Below are 15,960 nucleotides of genomic sequence, written 5' to 3'. Positions count from 1 at the left end.
AGGCCAGGGCAAACGGTTTGCAGCTCAATAGCGTTCGCCTATCACGTACCCGCTCAGTCGGGGAGCGAACCGGATTCGGTGGGGATTCCGGTGTCCAGGAAGCGGATCAGCCGGGCGATGCGGGCGGCGTGATCCACGCAACGCTGGAACTGGCTGCCGAGCAAGGCCAGATCGATGGCGGCCGCGGTATCGATACCGGCTTCGGTTGCGGTGAGTACGGCGTTCAGCTGTTTGAACAGGTCCTCCATGGCGGCCGCATCCGAACCGTCGTCTTCGACGAATCGGCCCGTGGCGACCGAATCACTCACCCGGGCAACACATTCGGCCGCCAGTCCGCCCATCGCCACCAGTGCCTGGATCACCGGCGCCGGTGCGACGGCGTCGGGGTGAGCGCGATACACGTACTGTCCCGCGGCTTCCGTGCGCCGCCCGATGCGCGAGAGTTCACCGGCCACCTGGATGGCGGTGACCACGTGGCGCAGGTCGCGGGCGACCGGCGCCTGCAGGGCGAGTAGTGCCATGGTGCGTGACTCGCAGGCGGCGAACATCTGCTGTAGCCGCTCGTCGAGCGCGAAAACCTCGTAGGTGGCCGCCAAATCGGCGCCCGCCAGCGCCTCGGTGATCCGCTCGGTCGCGTCATGGGCCAGCCGCGACATGTGGGTGAGCTCGTTGGACAGCGCCAAGAGCTCGAGGGTGAACTGGGTCCGCACGCGCTGAATTGTTCCCCATCGCAGCGCGACTGTGAATCCATCGGCGCATGTTCGCGGCCGCGCATCCGGCCGCCGGTGTCACGCACCTGGAACGATGGAGATCATGATCGCCGCATTGACGACCAGATGGACCCTCCTCGTACCGATTCTCGCCGCGCTCGTACTCGCCGTCACGTGGGGGCGCGACATACCGGGCGTGGTAGTGGTGGTGGTCAGTGCCGTGCTGGTCGGGGCGGTGCTCTCGGCGGTTTATCACGCCGAGGTGGTGGCCCATCGGGTCGGCGAACCGTACGGTGCGCTGATCCTGGCGGTGGCGGTCACCGTGATCGAGGTGGCCCTGATCGTCACCATGATGATCTCCGGTGGTGACAAGGCGGCGTCGCTGGCACGCGACACGGTCTTCGCGGCGGTGATGATCACCTGCAACGGCATCGTCGGTCTCGTGCTGCTGGTGGGTGCGCTGCGGCGCCGGATAGCGGTGTTCAATCCGGAGGGCACCGGCGCGGCTCTGGCGACCGTGGCCACCTTGGCCACGCTGAGTCTGGTGCTGCCGACCTTCACCACGAGCAAGCCCGGCCCGGAGTTCTCGCCCGCGCAGCTCGCTTTCGCCGCGGTCGCCTCGCTGGCGCTCTACGGGCTGTTCGTGATGGTGCAGACCGTGCGTCACCCTGACGATTTCCTCCCGGTGGAGGCCAGCGGTGCGATCGACGAGGACGAGGGGATGCACGCGGAGCTTCCTTCGAACCGGATCGCCCTGACCAGCCTCGGCATGCTCGTGCTCGCCCTGGTCTGTGTCGTCGGCCTGGCGAAGGTGGTCTCGCCCGCGCTGGAATCGGGCATCGCCTCGGCGGGGCTGCCGCAGGCCGCGGTCGGTGTGGTGATCGCGATGCTCGTGTTGCTGCCCGAGACGCTGGCCGCGGTCAACTCCGCGCGCCGCAACCAAGTGCAGATCGGTCTGAACCTGGCGCTGGGGTCGGCGATGGCCAGCATCGGGCTCACCATTCCGGTGATCGCCATCGCCACGATCTGGCTCAGCGGACCGCTGGTCCTCGGCCTCGGCGCGACTCAGATGGTGCTGCTCGCGCTGACCGTCGTGGTCGGCACGCTGACCGTTGTGCCAGGTCGGGCCACTTTGCTGCAGGGCGGTGTGCACCTGGCGTTGTTCGCGGCTTTCGTGTTCCTCGCCGCAAGCCCGTAGGTGCGGTGTTACGGATCACAACCCGCGTGATCCTGTCATCGAAACAGCGGAAAAGCGACGAGGGTCACCCACCCGAAATTTTGTTGTGACGCAGAGTACCGGTTAGCTTGCTGGAGTTGGCACCGACGCCGAAGCCAGAGAGTGCGGTATGAATTTCACCCTGCCCCGCGCTTCGCAAGCGGGCCGGAGGCATTTCTGATGTCGACCGATCTGCATTCCGCGAAGACGGATTCCGCTACCCAAATCGTCCGCGAGAACTTCACCGCCACGGTGGTGTCGTCGCTGCGGACCTTCGGGCGTGCGGTCGACCTCGCGCAGGAGTCGGTCACCGGCACCGTCGCCGACGTGGCCCGCCGCCAGTTCCAATGGCGCGAGACCCTCGTGCAGGCCTGGCGCCTCATCACCGTCACCGCCATCCCGGCCGTGCTCATGGCGATCCCGTTCGGCGTGATCGTCTCGGTCCAGGTGGGCAACCTCATCCACAGCCTCGGCGCCGACTCCATGCTCGGCGCCACCGGCGGCCTCGGCGTCATCAAGCAGGGCGCCCCCATCGCGACCGGCTTTCTGCTCGGTGGTGCGGGCGCGGCGGCCATCGCGGCCGACCTGGGCGCCAGGACCATCCGCGAGGAGATCGACGCGCTCAACACCATGGGCATCAGCCCGGTGCACCGGCTGGTGATCCCGCGCATGATGGCGATGCTGATCGTCGCCCCGATGCTCAACGTGCTCATCATCTTCGTCGGCGTGCTCGCCGGGTACGCGGTGGCCGTCGGCGGTCAGGGCGTGACGCCCGGCAGCTACTGGTCCACCTTCGGTTCCTTCGCGACCGCGGGCGATGTGTGGGTGTCGCTGCTCAAGGCCCTGATCTTCGGGTTCCTCGTCGTCGTCATCTCTTGCCAGCGCGGCCTCGAGGCCAAAGGCGGCCCGCGCGGTGTAGCCGACGCGGTGAACGCGGCGGTGGTGCTCTCGGTGGTCTCGATCGCGATCGTGAACCTGCTGGCCACCCAGATCAGCGCCATGTTCCTGCCGACGAAGTTGGCGTGATGGCTGCCTCCTCCTATCTCCCCACCTCGCTGCACTGGCTGCGCACACCCGCGCGCCTGGGCAAACGGATCGTCGGCGCGGGCGAATCGCTCGGGTTCGTCGCCGTGTTCGTCTGGCAGGTGCTGTCCTCGGTGCCGCTCACGCTGCGTCGCTACCGCGACGAGACGCTGCGCGCGGTCACCGATATGACCTGGGGTCGCGGCTCGATCATCGTCGGCGGCGGCACCGTGCCGATGATGATCGTGCTCGGTCTGGTGATGGGCGCTTCCGTCGGCGTCGAGTCCTTCGCCTCCCTCGACATGCTCGGCATGGGTCCGGTCACCGGCGTCATCTCCGCTTACGCCACCACCCGTGAGCTGGCCCCCATCGCGGCCGCCATCGGCTTCGCCGCCCAGGCGGGCTGCCGGATCACCGCCGAGATCGGCTCGATGCGCATCTCGGAGGAGATCGACGCGATCGAGGCGCTCGGCCTGCGCTCGGTGCCCTTCGTGGTCACCACCCGTGTGATCGCCGGCGCCATCGCGATCGTGCCGACCTTCCTGATCGCGCTGATCCTGTCCTACGGCGCCTGCCGCGGCCTGCTCACCATGGTCTACGGGCAGTCGGCGGGCGTGTACGACCACTACTTCTTCCAGTTCATCTCCGGCTTCGACATGATCGCTGCGGTCATCAAGGTCGCCGTGTTCGGCACGGTCGTGATCCTGGTGCACAGCTACTTCGGGTTCTTCGCCACCGGCGGACCCGAGGGAGTGGGCATCGCCTCGGGTCGCGCGGTGCGGGCCAGCTCGGTGGCCATCGTCGCCATCGACATGGTGCTGTCGATCATGCTGTGGGGCTTCAACTCGGCGATCAGTTTTACGGGGTGAGCTAGTGCCGAATTACGGAATGCCCGGCGTCGCGGCGAATCGGCGCACCTCGCGCCTGACCGGTGTCGTCATCCTCGCGGTGATCGCCGTGGTCGCGCTCGGCTACGTCACCTACACGAACGTTCGCTCCGAGGAGGGGCTGCGGATCGCGCTGCGCACCGAGCACCTCGGTGACGGCATCGAATCCGGTAGCCAGGTCCGCGTCGACGGCGTCACCGTCGGCGAGGTCGCCGAGGTGACCCCCGGCGAGCGCGGCACCCAGCAGATCGCGCTGCTGCTCGACGAGAACCGTCTGCACGGCATCGACGACAGTCTGGCCATCGACTACGCGCCGACCAACCTGTTCGGCATCGCCGAGATCGAACTGCGGCGCGGTCCCGGCGGGGCCCCGCTGCGGGCAGGCTCGATCCTCGACCTGACCGGCCCGAACAACGCCCGGGTCTACGACGCGACCATGAGCGCGATTCTGCGCAGTCTCTCGCAGGTCGGCATGACCGTGACGAGCCCGCAGATGGCGACGGTGATCTCCCAGCTAGCCGCCGACTTCAAGGCCTTCACTCCGCTGGTCCAGGCGCTCATCACGGTGGCCAAGACCATCGCCGACAACCAGGACGTCGCGCCCTCGGAACTGTTCGGCAAGCTCGGTCCCGCCTTCGACGGCGGCGGCCAGTTCGCCGGCGCGACCATGCAGGTGATCGACCAGCTCAGCGAGATCAAGGTGACCCAGACCGACAAGGATCGCTACGACATCGGTGTCGGCGTGATCGGCGGCAGCCTGCTGCCCGCTCTGACCACCACCTTGAGCACGGCGGGCGGCCACCTCGCCGAGTCGACCGACATGCTCGCACCCATGCTGCTCGCACTGGCGCAGATGTCGCCGAATTCGCGCCACACCGGCGCCGAACTCACCGCGCTGCTGCAGAACCTGCGCGGCGCCATGCCCGACGGCCCGGACGGGCCCGTGCTCAACCTCGATGTCGAGCTCAGCGGTGTGCCGGCCATCGCGGTCCCGCTGTTCGGAAAGGGCGGTGCGTGATGAAGATTCGCGGTGTCGCACTGCGCCTCGGCGTGTTCACGCTGGTGATGGTCGCCGTGCTCGGTCTGGTCTTCACGCTCATCAAACGTCCCGTCTCCGGTGACACCAACGCCCACGACGTGCTGTTCACCGATGCCAACGGCCTCAAGGTCGGTAACGACGTGCGCATGTTCGGTGTGCAGGTGGGCAAGGTCGAGAAGATCTCGCTCGAGGGCGACAAGGCCAAGGTGCGCCTGACGGTCAAGACCGATACGCCGATCTACGACAACTCCAAGTTGGCCATCCGCTACCAGAACCTCACCGGCCAGCGCTATGTCGACCTGCAGCAGGCGCCCAACCCCGGCGCCCGCATCGCCGCGGGTGCCCGCATCGGCGCGCACATGACTGTCCCGTCCTTCGACGTGACCAGCCTGTTCAGCGGTCTGAAGCCGGTGCTCGCGACGCTGTCGCCCGAGGCGATCAACCAGTTCACCGCGAGCATGCTCGCCGTGATCGAGGGCGACGGCAGCGGCCTCGGCCCCGCGCTCACCGCCATCGATGAACTCGCCTCCTACGCCGAGAATCGCCAGCAGGTGATCTCCACGCTCATCCGCAACCTGTCGGATCTGGCCGACCGGCACGGCGGCCGGGTCGGCCACCTGCTGCCGCTGCTGGCCCGGCTCACCGACATCTTCGAGGCGATGCAGCGCAATATCGGCGGTGTCGCCGACTTCGCGATGAGCGCGCCCTCGGTGCTCGCACCGGTCGACCGACTGCTCGCCTCGCTCGGCCTGGTCGAAGGCGGCGGCGCCGATGTCGACGCGATGATCCGCGCCTTGTTCCCGAATCCGCAGGAGGCCGTGGAGGTTTTCGGCCGCCTGCCCGGTCTGCTTGCCACCGTCGACTCCTCGCTCTCGCGCGGTTTCACCGACTTCACACCGCACTGCAGCAACGGCGCCGCCGAGGTGCCCGCGCCGCTGCAGGTGCTGATCGCCGGACAGAAGGTCACCGTATGCAACCGCTGAAATTCTTCTCCGGTGATCGCCCGATCCTCGACGAAGCGGGCAAACGCGCCCGTGAGCTGCGGATGGGCATCATCGGCCTGACCGCCGTGGTGCTGTTCATCATCGCCGCGGGCGTGGTGTACGTGGTGCCGCTGGGCAAACACACCTACACCGCCGAACTCTCCGAGGCACAGTCGGTGCGCGAGGGCGACGACGTGCGCCTGGCCGGAATCTCGGTCGGCAGCGTCACCTCGCTGGAGCTGAAGCCCGACAAGGTTGTCATGCGGTTCACCGTGAACAACGATGTGTTCGTCGGCGATCAGACCTCCCTCGACGTCCGTATGCTCACCGTCGTCGGCGGCCACTACGTCGCGCTGTACCCCGCCGGTTCGGAGCCGCTGGGCGATGAGCCGATTCCCGCCGACCGGATCCGCCTGCCCTACAGCCTGATCGAGACCTTCCAGGACGCCACCGCACCGCTGGCCGCGGTCGACGGCGCGACGGTTCGCCAGAACCTGGCCGCCGCCAACACCGCGTTGCAGAACTCGCCGGAGGCGCTGCGCACCACCTTGGACACGGTCGGCAAGTACGTCGACATGCTCGATCGCCAGCGTTCGCAGGTGTCGAAGTCCATCGCGATCCTCGACGAGTACATCTCCATGTACGACGGCGCCAAGTCCGATCTCGGCAGGCTGATGGACAACGTCAACCTGCTCGAGGACGTGTTGCTGAGCAAGCAGGCCGAGGCGGCCGAGGCGGTCCGGCTGCTCGTGTCGGTGGTCAACCGCCTGGCCACCCTGGCTCCGGGCTGGGAGTCGACCCTGAAACCGCAGGCACAGGCGCTGGCCGACGCACTACCCCGGCTGCAGGAACTCACCGGCCGGTTCGAGCCGGTGATCGGGACGGTGCACGAATTGCAGACCAAGTTGTCGCAGCTGGTGACGCCCGAGGCCGGCGTGGTCGTCGACCAGTCGGACGCACGGGTGTGCGTGCCGCTGCCGGGGAAGGCGTGCTGATGCTGAAAAAGCTCCTCGGATCCCAGGCGTTCATGTCGATCGCCGGTGTCGCGGTGCTCGTCGCGCTCGTCACCGGCGGTTACTTCGTCGCCTTCGATCCGCTGAAGAAGACCGAATCCTATTGCGCGCTCATGCCCGACGCCGTCGGTTTGTACCCGGGCAACCACATCACCATGCGCGGTATCACCGTCGGTGAGGTGACCTCGGTCCGCAACGAAGGTCCCAAGGTGCGCGTCGATTTCGAGGTCGACGCCGAATACCCCGTCTACGCCGACGCTTCGGCGACCACCGTCGCGTATTCCGTTGCCGCCGACCGTAATCTGGCCGTGCTGGCCAGCGGCAAGGACACCCGCGAGTTCGAGGGTGGCTGCATCACCAAAACGCTGACCCCCAAGAGCATCACCGAAACGCTCACCGCCCTGGCGAGCCTGTCCGAGCAGCTCTCGGGCACCACCTCGGGCCAGCCGACCGCCCTGGTCGACGGCCTCGGCGCCCTGGACCGTGCCACGCAGGGCACCGGCCCCACGATCAACGAGCTCATCACCAAACTCGGTTCGGCGATGAACAAGCCGGATGCCGACATCGGCCATCTCGCAGGCCTTTTCGACGCCTTCGCGTCGGTGTCCAACCGTGTCGCCGCGAACTGGGGTGACCTGCAGTCCATGCTCACCCGGCTCGCGCCGCTGCTGAACATGGCCTCCGACGACTTGCTCGGCCCGGCCACCTCGCTGTTCGACGGGCTCGGCGAACTGCTGCCGATGCTCAACGACCTCACCACCATCCTCGGCGATCCGCTCATCGGCACCCTCGACGGCGCCGTCCCGCTGGTGAAGATGTTGCGCGCCAACGTCGGATCGCTGCGCGATGTGGTGCTGAAGCTGCCCGCCCTGACGTCGGCGTTCCAGTCCGCCGCGGGTGGCACCGCCATCACCTACGCCCCGCCGAAGGTCGCCTTGCCCACGGGCGAAGCCGACCAGGTGTGCGCCGCCCTCAACGCGGCGCTGCCGGGGCAATGCCCCGATCCGGCCCAGGGATTGACCGATGTGAACCTCGTGCAAGTCGTGCTCGGAATGGCAGGTGCCCGATGATCAGATCGCGAAAAAGGATGCGGCGCACCATGATCGCGCTGGTCATGGCCGCGGGACTGGCGGTCGGCGGCTGCGGTTTCGATCCCGCCGACGTGCCGGTGCCCGGTTCATCGGTCAGCGGTGACACCTACCGCGTCCACATCGAGTTCGCCAGCGCGCTGAACTTGCCGTCGAAGTCGAAGGTGATCGCCAACGGCGCCGAGATCGGCACCGTCACCGACGTGCGCGTAGTCCAGCCCGCCGACGCGCCCGCCGGCCGCGGTGGTTACGTCGTCGTCGAGGCCGACATCCTCGAGTCGGTCTCGCTGCCCGCTTCGACCATCGCCGAACTGCGCCAGGACACCATTCTCGGCGATATCCATGTCGCGCTGACCACGCCGAAGGACGGCTTCGGTCAGCTGCTGCGCGACGGCGGGACCATCCCCATCGAGCGAACCAAACCCCCTGTGCAGCTGGAAGACACGATGGCGACCATGGCGCTGTTCGTGCAGGGCGGCGCGATCGGTCAGCTGCAGGACATGATCGCCCGGGTGAACTCGGTGATGCCGCAGGATCCGCGTGAGACCGCCCGCATCTCGGCGGTGATGGGTGCCGATGCCGCCGACCTGGCCGCCAATCTCGACCAGGTGGATCTGCTCGTCAACGGGCTCGCCGCCAACGCCGAGATCATGCACAACATCGAAGGCGAACTCACCAATATCCTCACCCCCGAGGCGGTGCGCGCGCTGTCGGGCAACCAGGACTCCATCGCCAAGACGATGGTCATCTTCAACGCCCTCGGCCCGCTCGCACACTCCATGGGTTGGCTTGCGCCGCTGGCGAATTCGGGTGACGCGGCCGCGACCGCCTTCCTGCCGCTGCTGATCGGCGCCTCGCCCGACCTGCGCAACCCGACCAATATGGCCCTGCTCACCGACCTGTTGCGTGACAAGATCATTCCCTTCGCCGAGCGCGGCCCGAAGGTGAACATCACCGGCGTGCAGGTCTCCGAACAGGAGCAGCTGGACCAGATCGTGACCGCCCTGCGGATGATCGGAATGGTGCGATGAAGATCGGAGCACTCGCCTCGCTCAGCGGCATCGCCGCCATCACCGTGCTCGGCGCGACCTATCTGACCTTCGGGGTGGTGCGCGTCGACCCGCTGGCCGACTACACCGAGGCCTCCCTCGAGGTCGCCGATTCGGGCGGTCTCAGCGTCGGGTCGCCGATCCTGCTGACCGGCATCGAGATCGGTGAGGTCACCGCCGTCGACACCGACGCGCGCGGGGGAGTGCGCGTGGGTTTCCGCGTGGGTGCCGACCACAAGGTGCCGATGAGCAGCATCGTCACCATCGAGCACCTGTCCTCCCTCGGTGAGCCGTACGTGCAGTTCGTGCCGCCGAGCACCGACGGGCCGTACCTGACCGACGGGCAGCGGCTGGCGGGGGAGAACGTGCGAACCCCGATGTCGATTCCCGAGGTGGCGCGCCTGGTCACCAAGACCGTCGAACAACTCGACCCGACGGTGGTCGACTCGCTGGTCGGCACGCTCGGCACCGCCATGACCGGCACCGAGAACGTGATCCCTGAACTCGCCCGCGCCGGCGACCTGCTCGCGGCGGCCATCATGAGCCGCGCACCCGCCATCGCCGAACTGCAGAACAACTTCGAATACGTCTCCGGTGACATCGCCTGGGCCGGTCCGGCCACCTCCGCCGCCGCGCCCGCGTTCATCCGCCTGAGCCAGGTCATCGACCAGTTCGTCGAATCGGTCGGTCGCGCCACCGAGGGCGACCCCGAGATGTACCTGCGCGAGGGCGGGCTCGTCCCCGTCCTGAACGAGTTGGTCGCGAAGCTGAACGAGATCGGTCCCGAGCTGTCGGCCCTGCTGCCCGCGCTGCGTCCCCTCACCGAGGCGGTCACCGCCACCGGCCCCCAGCTGGATCTGAGCGCGCTCGTCTCCCAGGCGCTACACAACACCGACGCCGATTCGGTGAAGGTAAGGGTCGCGATCAAGTAAATTTTCGGCAACCGCTGTGTATAGGTATCGTCCCTGCACAGTGACAGTGGCCCGAACGCGGTCGGCCTTCGAGCAACTCTGCGGTAGCCTCCCTGAACGAGGGAGTCCAAGTCCGCGGCGAAGGCGGTGCGATGGCAGGCAGCAGCGAGGGCCCCGACGAGGAGCCCGCCAGCAGTACCCGGACGATCGCGATCGCGGCGGTGCTTGCCGCACTGCTCGCCCTGGTCGTCGCCGTCGGTTTGGTGCTGCGCGCGAATCAGGGCGACGACGACAACTCCGAGGTCGATCCGATGGGGTCGAACGGTCTGTCGGTGGACGGTCAGCAGGTCAGCGACACGGACCCGAACCCGCCGTGGCCTGCCAGGCGCGTGGGCGGCAATTGCTCGGCGGGCGGCATCGTCGCCCGCTGGCAGGTCGACGACGACGGCAACTGGCGCTGCACCGCGGGCGTCCCGGACACTCCCGCCCCCACCACCCGCGCCCTGCCACCACCCCCACCGCCGGAACCGGTCCCGGTGGAACTCCCACCGCCGCCACCCCCGGTCGAGGCTCCCCACGAGCCGCCGCCCCCGGCTTACGAACCGCCGGTCTACGACCCACCCCCGCCTCCTGAGCCGGTCCCGGCGCCCGCACCCGAGCCCATCCCGGTCCCCGAGCCCGCACCCCCGCCACCACCCCCACCACCGGCCATCCAGCTCCCGTTCCCCCTGCCCCCGATCCTGCTTCCCCCGGCAGCGGCGACTCTCGGCTGACCTGCGCGAGCGGCGGCGGGTCTGCCGCGTCCGCGGCCCGCAGTCCCCGAGACTGGTCAGTTATGGACCAGTTGGTGCTGATTCTGGTGATCCTGCTCGCCGCCGTGCTGGCTCAAGCACTCGGCGATCGCTTCGGACTCGCACCCTCGATCCTGATGACGGTGTTCGGCTGCCTGCTCGCCCTGATCCCGGCCGTGCCGAGCCTGAACATCCCGCCCGACCTCATCCTTCCGCTGGTCCTGCCACCCCTGCTCTACGCCGCCGCCCGGCGCACGTCCTGGCGTCAGTTCGCCGAACAGTGGCAGGTCATCGCCCTGCGCGCGGTCGGACTCGTCATCGTCACCGCCCTCGCGGTCGCGGTCGTCTTCCACGCCTGGAATCCGGCGGTCGCGGTGGCGGCGGGTGTGGTGCTCGGCGCGCTGGTCGCCCCACCCGACCCGGTCGCGGCCATGTCGATGGCGGGTCGGCTCGGGTTGCCCCGGCGCCTGATCGTCACCCTCGGCGGCGAGGGCCTGTTCAACGACGTCACGGCGATCGTCATCTACACGGTCGGTATCCAGGCGGTCGTCACCGGCGTGTTCTCGCCGTGGCACGCCCTCGGCGATTTCGCGCTCGCCGCGATCGCCGGTGCGTTGGTCGGGCTGCTGCTCGGCTGGCTCGGGAGCAAACTCACCCGCTACCTGACCGACGCGACCTCCCAGGTGGCACTGAGCCTGCTGCTGCCGTTCGCCGCGTACGGCATCGCCGAACACGTCGAGGGTTCGGCGGTCCTCGCGGTGCTGGTGTGCGCGTTGTACCTCACCGACGCGGTGACCGAGATCGGCGACCGCGACTACCGGCTGATCGCCGACTCGTGCTGGGACGTCGTCGAAATGCTCATCACCGGTTTCGCGTTCGCGCTGATCGGGCTGGAACTGCGGGTGGTCATCGAGGCCTCCGGCCACAACTGGCGCACCTTGGCCGGGGTGAGCGTCGCGGTGATCGCCGTGGTCGTGCTGTTGCGACTGGTCTGGCTGATGGGCATGTGGACGGTCACCCACCGCTGGCGCGATGTGGACGAGGCGTTCACCTGGCAGGAGGTGATCGTCACCTGGTGGGCGGGGATGCGCGGGGTCGCGACGGTCGCGCTCGCCCTCGCGGTTCCGTTCACCGTCGACTCCGGCGCCGAGTTCCCCGCCCGCTCGGAGATCCTGTTCGTCGCGTTCTCGGTCGTCCTGTTCACCCTGCTCGTGCAGGGCCCGACCCTGCCACTGGTCGTCCGCCTGACCGGCGTACACGCCGACACCCGTCAGGAGCGGGCCCTCGAACGGCAGCTCTGGGAGCGCGTGGTCGGCGCCGAACTCGCCGAGCTGAAGATGATCGCCGCCCGCGACGACCTACCCGACGACGTCTACGAGGACATCAAGGCCAGGCTGCGCCGCCTCTCCGCCAAAGCCGACCCGGAGGCCGCCGACGCCGACGCCAAGGCCGCCATGGACAAGGAACGCAAACGGGTCGCGCAGTTCGGAGCGGTCCGCGCGGCCGTGGTCGAGGCGGGCCGACGTGAGGCGCTGGCCGCCCGCCGCGACCCGGGCATGCCCGCCGACGTCGTCGACCGCGTCACCCGGCGCCTGGACCTCGGGCCGACCCGTTGACCCTCAGGCGTCGTGTTCACAGTGCTGGTTCACGAAAGCCCGGACGTACCCGGCGGATTGGCGCACATACATCCAGCTCCAGAACCCGAGCCCCGTCTGCGTCGGGCTGGCGACCATGGTGATCTCGCCGTCGAAACACCGGCCGACGATGTAGCGCGCCCGCGACACATGCGGCGTGAACGTGACGACGATGATGTGTCGCCAGCCGTAAATCGTTGCCCGTCTGACGATTTCGCGTGCCTCGCCGTCGGTGGTCCAGGGGTCGGGTACGAAACAGGCGACCCGGAAGGCGAATCGGCCCCCGCAGTACTTGTCCATCAGCGGATCGTCGGCACCGGTGGACTGCGAGATCAGCACCTCGGGCGCGTACCCGCGCTCGGCCAGTTCGATGCCCACGTCGAATCGTTCGTAGGGCGTTCCGCCCAGGACCACGATCACGTCGGCCCGTCGCAATGGGTCGAGTTGCGGGTACACGAACACCGGTAACCCGGCGACAGCGGCAGCGAGCACGGTGACGAGTGCGCCGACGAGCAACCATCCCGCACGTCGAAAGATCGACACCGCATCGACGATAGGCGAAATCAGCGTCTTCTCCCACCGCCCGTGAGCAGGCACACTGGTGCCCATGACCGACACCGCCGTAAGCCCCGAACACCTCGACGTCGTCATCGTCGGCGCCGGACTGTCCGGCATCGGGGCCGCCTACCGGCTGCAGACCGAGCATCCGCACCGCAGCTACGCCGTTCTCGAGGCCCGCGCCGATCTCGGTGGTACCTGGGACCTGTTCCGCTACCCCGGAATCCGGTCCGACTCGGATATGTTCACCCTCGGTTACCCGTTCAAGCCGTGGCGGGCCGCGCGTTCCATCGCCGACGGCGCCGCCATCCTCGACTACATCCGCGAGACGGCCGTGGAGAACGGCATCGACCGTCACATCCGTTTCGGGTCACGGGTGATCGGTGCCGACTGGTCGTCGGCGCGGGCCCGCTGGCAGCTGACCATCGCGCACGAGGGTCCCGACGGACCCGAGCTCAGCACGCTGACCTGCTCTTTCCTCTATGCCTGCGCGGGCTATTACGACTACCAGCAGCCGCACGACCCGCAGTTTCCCGGCCGCGCCGAGTTCGCGGGCACGATCGTGCACCCGCAGTTCTGGCCCGCCGAGCTCGACGTGCGCGACAAGCGTGTGGTGGTGATCGGCAGCGGCGCCACCGCCGTCACCCTCGTTCCCAATCTGGCCGCCGAGGCCGCGCACGTCACCATGCTGCAGCGCAGCCCCACCTGGATCAGCCCGGTTCCCGGCCGCGACAAGCAGGCCGACAAGATCCGCGGCCTGCTGCCCGCCGACTTGGCGCACCGCGTGATCCGCACCAAGAACATCCTGTTCAACATCGGTTTCTACCAGTACTGCCGCCGCCGTCCCGCCGCCGCGCGCAAACTCCTCACCGGTCTGGCCACGCGCATCCTCAAAGACGAGAACCTCGTCGCCCGGCATTTCACCCCCGACTACGACCCGTGGGACCAGCGCCTGTGCGCGGCCCCCGACGCCGACTTCTTCAAAGCGCTGAAGAAGGGCAAGGCCTCGGTGGTCACCGACCACATCGACAGCTTCGTCCCCGAGGGCGTCCGCCTCGCCTCGGGCCGGACGCTGCCCGCCGACATCATCGTCACCGCCACCGGCCTGCGGTTGCTCGCGTTCGGCGGCATCGCCCCCTCGGTCGACGGCAAACAGGTCGACCTTGCCGATCAATTCGTCTGGCAGGGCGCCATGCTCACCGGGCTGCCGAATTTCGCGATCTGCGTCGGCTACACCAACGCCTCTTGGACGCTGCGCGCCGACCTCACCTCCCGCCTGGTCTGCAAGGTGCTCACCCATCTCGATCGCACCGGCGCCCCCGCGGTGGTCCCCGAACCGGGCCGCAACCTGAAACAGCACCCGTTGCTCGACCTGAACGCCGGCTACATCCTGCGTTCGATCGCCGCGTTCCCAAGGCAGGGTGACCGTCATCCGTGGCGGGTCAGGCAGAACTACCTGCTCGACGCCTTGCTCACCCTGCGCACCGACCTCGGTAAGACCCTTCGCCCGGTGCACCGGGTCCGCGAATTCACCCACAACGGGTGAGGTGAACCGGGGACCTGGTTCCTACCGTTGGCCTATGCCGAAGTGGCATGTCCGTTGATCGACGGAAAGGCCGAGTGATGACCAACAGGAACCAACACGAAGTCCGCGACGGAATCGCGGCAGGCACCTCCATCGCCGCCGGGATCCTGCTGGCGGTCGTCGGTGTGCTGCAAATCTTGCAGGGAATCTCCGCCGTGGCCAACGACGATCTGATCGTCGTCGGGCCCGAGTACGCCTACCAGTTCGACCTCACCAGTTGGGGTTGGTGGCACATCGTCCTCGGCGCGATCGTGGTGATCGTCGCGATCGGCCTGATGGCGGGTCAGACGTGGGGCCGGGTGGCGGCCATGCTGATCGCCGCGCTGTCCATCGTGGCGAACTTCCTGTGGCTGCCGTATTACCCGTGGTGGTCGATCATCATCATCGTGCTGGACGTGGTCGTGATCTGGGCGATCGCGACCTGGCACCCGCGCGCCGTCTGACATCGGTGCCCGACGCCGCCCGGCTGTCTGCCGGGCGGCGTTGTCGTGTCAGCCCGAGGTCTCACCGACGGGGGAGTCGCCGAGCCTGCCGATCAGGTGCTGCGACAGCCTCTCGGCGAGCACCGCGAGCTCGGACTTCTGTGTTTCGTCGAGCCCGTCGAGCACCAATCTGCGGACCGCCACGAGATAGTCCGGCGTCGCCTCGACGACCTTGGCGAGCCCGCTCGGCGTGAGCGCGGCATCGACCCCGCGCCCCGTTGTCACGGCCACCCGCCGGACGAACCCCACCCGCTCGAGCTTGGAAACCACGTGGGAGACCCGCGAGATGGAACCGTGCCCACGCGCGGCCAGCATGCTGAGCCGCATCCGATGGCTCGGTGAATCCTGGAGCAGAGCCAGCACCCGGTACTCGAAGTGCGTCAACCCGAACTCGCGCTGCAATCGGGAGTCGAGCACGCTGGGGACCCGCATCGCGAGGGTGACCACAGCCCCCCACGCGCGACGTTCGACCGAGTCGAGATCGTCGGTCACCACGGCCCCTTTCACACAAATATTTGCTCAATGATTGCTAGTTGTTGGAAAACTGTATATCGACCCGTGGTCGGTGTCCACGCGAGACTGGCATGTCTCCCGGTGAGATAGATGTCTGTAGGGCAGCGTGCGCGGAGGACTGACAAGTTGCGGGACAATCGCCCTGCCCACGGCACGCCCGGTCGACCAGGCGATTTGACTTCGTCGTCGGGGCTGCGTAACTTAGTTCGAGTCAGAGCGACACGGACACCGACCCGGCCACGAGATGGCGGGGACACGAGGTAGGACGATGAGCGCCTGGCAGCCAAGTGGCCAGAACCCCGGATTTGCTTCGGTTGGTTCTCTGCGCTAGGTTGAAACAGTTGCCTTGCTGAAGCCCCTACGACATGTTGCGGGTGGATGGTTGTGCGTGTGTTCTTTGAGAACTCAATAGTGTGTCGATGAATGTCAGTGCCAATATTTTTATTGGTTCCAGCCTTCGCGTACCCCCCGGTCGTGG

General features: G+C 67.8%; 16 protein-coding genes. 13 read left to right on the top strand and 3 right to left on the bottom strand.

The features are described from left to right. Positions 1-53: 53 nt before the first annotated feature. Complete coding sequence (locus AB0I35_RS31595) at positions 54-710, bottom strand: PhoU domain-containing protein (protein WP_357399982.1); 657 nt, start codon at positions 708-710, stop codon at positions 54-56. Positions 711-813: 103 nt separating this feature from the next. On the opposite strand from AB0I35_RS31595, the gene AB0I35_RS31590 reads away from it, so the two are divergent. The 11 genes from AB0I35_RS31590 to AB0I35_RS31540 all read left to right on the top strand — a co-directional run bounded on the left by AB0I35_RS31590 (position 814) and on the right by AB0I35_RS31540 (position 12,326). Beyond that, on the top strand, positions 814-1,908 hold the full coding sequence (locus AB0I35_RS31590; protein WP_357399981.1) for an ionic transporter y4hA: 1,095 nt from the start codon (positions 814-816) through the stop codon (positions 1,906-1,908). Positions 1,909-2,106: 198 nt separating this feature from the next. Next, the gene (locus tag AB0I35_RS31585; protein WP_067498343.1) at positions 2,107-2,952 is read left to right on the top strand and encodes an ABC transporter permease; all 846 of its coding nucleotides are present in this window, start codon (positions 2,107-2,109) and stop codon (positions 2,950-2,952) included. Next, positions 2,952-3,818 (top strand): ABC transporter permease, encoded by an 867-nt coding sequence (locus tag AB0I35_RS31580; protein WP_357153133.1) that lies wholly within the window; start codon positions 2,952-2,954, stop codon positions 3,816-3,818. The genes AB0I35_RS31585 and AB0I35_RS31580 overlap by 1 nt, the downstream gene beginning before the upstream one ends. A gap of 4 nt (positions 3,819-3,822) precedes the next feature. Continuing rightward, a complete protein-coding gene (locus tag AB0I35_RS31575) occupies positions 3,823-4,854 on the top strand; it encodes an MlaD family protein (protein WP_357399980.1) in 1,032 nt (343 codons plus the stop codon). Continuing rightward, entirely contained in the window at positions 4,854-5,858 is a 1,005-nt protein-coding gene (locus AB0I35_RS31570; RefSeq protein ID WP_357399979.1) for an MlaD family protein, read from the top strand. Before AB0I35_RS31575 ends, AB0I35_RS31570 begins: the two co-directional genes overlap by 1 nt. Then, entirely contained in the window at positions 5,846-6,853 is a 1,008-nt protein-coding gene (locus tag AB0I35_RS31565) for an MlaD family protein (protein ID WP_357399978.1), read from the top strand. Before AB0I35_RS31570 ends, AB0I35_RS31565 begins: the two co-directional genes overlap by 13 nt. Then, positions 6,853-7,941, top strand: a complete 1,089-nt coding sequence (locus tag AB0I35_RS31560) for an MlaD family protein (RefSeq protein ID WP_357399977.1) — start codon at positions 6,853-6,855, stop codon at positions 7,939-7,941. The genes AB0I35_RS31565 and AB0I35_RS31560 overlap by 1 nt, the downstream gene beginning before the upstream one ends. Before the next feature lie 29 nt (positions 7,942-7,970). Continuing rightward, positions 7,971-8,990 (top strand): MlaD family protein, encoded by a 1,020-nt coding sequence (locus AB0I35_RS31555; protein ID WP_357399976.1) that lies wholly within the window; start codon positions 7,971-7,973, stop codon positions 8,988-8,990. Further along, on the top strand, positions 8,987-9,940 hold the full coding sequence (locus tag AB0I35_RS31550) for an MlaD family protein (protein WP_357399975.1): 954 nt from the start codon (positions 8,987-8,989) through the stop codon (positions 9,938-9,940). The genes AB0I35_RS31555 and AB0I35_RS31550 overlap by 4 nt, the downstream gene beginning before the upstream one ends. 131 nt (positions 9,941-10,071) lie before the next feature. Beyond that, positions 10,072-10,692, top strand: coding sequence for a hypothetical protein (locus tag AB0I35_RS31545; protein ID WP_357399974.1), 621 nt, complete (start codon positions 10,072-10,074; stop codon positions 10,690-10,692). A gap of 62 nt (positions 10,693-10,754) precedes the next feature. Beyond that, the gene (locus tag AB0I35_RS31540) at positions 10,755-12,326 is read left to right on the top strand and encodes a Na+/H+ antiporter (protein WP_357399973.1); all 1,572 of its coding nucleotides are present in this window, start codon (positions 10,755-10,757) and stop codon (positions 12,324-12,326) included. Between the two features lie 3 nt (positions 12,327-12,329). On the opposite strand, the gene AB0I35_RS31535 is transcribed toward AB0I35_RS31540, so the two are convergent. After that, positions 12,330-12,887: a YdcF family protein gene (locus AB0I35_RS31535; RefSeq protein ID WP_357399972.1), complete on the bottom strand. Its 558-nt coding sequence runs from the start codon at positions 12,885-12,887 to the stop codon at positions 12,330-12,332. A 64-nt stretch (positions 12,888-12,951) separates the two neighbouring features. On the opposite strand from AB0I35_RS31535, the gene AB0I35_RS31530 reads away from it, so the two are divergent. Both AB0I35_RS31530 and AB0I35_RS31525 read left to right on the top strand, forming a co-directional pair. Further along, positions 12,952-14,448 (top strand): NAD(P)/FAD-dependent oxidoreductase, encoded by a 1,497-nt coding sequence (locus AB0I35_RS31530; protein ID WP_357399971.1) that lies wholly within the window; start codon positions 12,952-12,954, stop codon positions 14,446-14,448. Between the two features lie 77 nt (positions 14,449-14,525). Beyond that, positions 14,526-14,930, top strand: a complete 405-nt coding sequence (locus AB0I35_RS31525) for a hypothetical protein (RefSeq protein WP_357399970.1) — start codon at positions 14,526-14,528, stop codon at positions 14,928-14,930. A 48-nt stretch (positions 14,931-14,978) separates the two neighbouring features. On the opposite strand, the gene AB0I35_RS31520 is transcribed toward AB0I35_RS31525, so the two are convergent. After that, the gene (locus AB0I35_RS31520; RefSeq protein ID WP_357399969.1) at positions 14,979-15,461 is read right to left on the bottom strand and encodes a MarR family transcriptional regulator; all 483 of its coding nucleotides are present in this window, start codon (positions 15,459-15,461) and stop codon (positions 14,979-14,981) included. Between the last annotated feature and the right edge of the window lie 499 nt (positions 15,462-15,960).

It is taken from the genome of Nocardia sp. NPDC050378, assembly GCF_040655675.1.
In the GTDB taxonomy this organism is placed as follows: Bacteria; Actinomycetota; Actinomycetes; order Mycobacteriales; family Mycobacteriaceae; genus Nocardia; species Nocardia coubleae.
Note: the sequence above shows the minus strand (reverse complement) of the source record. Positions and strands in the feature narration are given on the sequence as shown.